Raw genomic sequence first — 1655 nt, forward strand, 5'->3', positions numbered from 1 at the left:
CGGCCTGGTGGACCAGATTGTTGTCTACAAGATCGATCGTCTGACACGCTCTCTCACTGACTTCGCCAAACTGGTTGACCGGCTGGACCGGCGCGATGCTTCCTTTGTCTCGGTGACGCAGAGCTTCAACACCGCCACCAGCATGGGCCGGTTGACCCTGAATGTTCTGCTGTCCTTTGCGCAATTCGAGCGGGAGGTCACCGCAGAACGGATCAGGGACAAGATTGCGGCCTCCAAGAAAAAAGGCATGTGGATGGGAGGTCTGGTGCCACTGGGCTACCGGGCGCGCGGGCGAACGCTGCAGATTGAAGCCGAAGAGGCGAAGACCATAGCTAAGCTGTTTGCGCTGTATCTGGAGCTCGGCACCGTTGCTGCGGTTAAGGACCGGGCCGACCAGCTCAAGCTGACCACCCGCAAACGCACCACAAAGTCTGGCAAAGCGTTCGGCGGCAAACCGTTTGATGTCTCCCACCTTCATGCCATTCTCTGCAACCCGATTTACTGCGGCAAAATCCGGCACAAGAAACACATCCATGACGGGCTGCATCCGGCCATTGTTGATCCGGCCACTTGGGAGACCGTCCAGCAGCTGATGGCAGGCAAGGCGCCTTACGAACGGAGCAAGGGAACGAGAGCAACAGCCCCCTCCCCGCTGCTGGGCAAGCTGTTTGATGAGACCGGTAACCGTCTGGTACCCAGCCATGCCAACAAACAGGGAAAGCGCTACCGGTATTATGTGTCTGCGGATCTGATCAAGCCGGCATCCATGGGCAGTGATCCACGCTCAGGCACCGCAAAAAAGAGTGACGGATGGCGATTGCCGGCGGCTGATCTAGAGACCAGGCTGTCAGCAGCCATCCGCCAACACCTGACGGCCACAGGAGCGGTTGGGCTCCTTGGCAACGAGGATGTCGATATCGCCCGTATCCATCAAGTCGATGAGAAGCTCTTGGAGTTGCGGAAAACGCCCGATGTCGCGGTGTTCAAACTCCTCAAGCGCTGCACTTTACGGCCTGGTCAAATAGCACTGGAGGTGGATGGTGATGCGCTGGCCGCGCGCTTCGAGATCCCCAAGGCCGAGTTCGACCCTGAAGCCCTTGAGACCACACTTGCCTTCACCCGGCGCAAGCGCGGTGTGGAGGCCAAGCTGATCATCGGATCCAGCAAGGACAGGTCCAACCCATCAACCGGTTCGACGACAGCAACAGACAAAACGCTCATCAAGAACATCAGGTCAGCCAATCGGTGGTACCGGGCCGTTCAAAACGGGCACAGCTTTGCCGAGATTGCCAACACCGAAGGCACATCCCCCAATACCGTTCAGCGGGTGATACCGCTGGCGTTCCTGGCGCCGGACATCGTCAGAGATATTTTCCAAGGCAAGCAACCCATGGCGCTGACCTCGGACTGGTTGTTGCGCCAAACGCTGCCAGGCGGCTTCGACGACCAGCGCGCCCTTATCCAGACGCTCAGCTAAATCTACAGATCCCAAACCCCATGCGCAAAAAACGCAGACAGAGACTTTTGCGGTTCAGCGCCGGAAAAACAGGCCCACCTGCCCGCACCTGCAAAACAGAGACAGCGCAAGGCTTTGAAACATCAAGCGATTGCCGACTAGTCAGGACAAAATATTGAAATTCTGAGGAAAATGGCTG

General features: G+C 57.8%; 2 protein-coding genes. One reads left to right on the forward strand and one right to left on the reverse strand.

Translation table 11 applies throughout. The annotated features are described in order from the left end of the window. Positions 1–1477: recombinase family protein (locus E1180_RS00180; protein ID WP_155189079.1), on the forward strand; the 1477-nt coding region annotated here is incomplete at its 5' end. Here the strand turns inward: E1180_RS00180 and E1180_RS22125 are convergent. Beyond that, positions 1470–1655: hypothetical protein (locus E1180_RS22125; RefSeq protein ID WP_208996751.1), on the reverse strand; the 186-nt coding region annotated here is incomplete at its 5' end. The genes E1180_RS00180 and E1180_RS22125 overlap by 8 nt on opposite strands.

It is taken from the genome of Roseibium denhamense, from assembly GCF_009711415.1.
Taxonomy (GTDB): Bacteria; Pseudomonadota; Alphaproteobacteria; order Rhizobiales; family Stappiaceae; genus Roseibium; species Roseibium denhamense.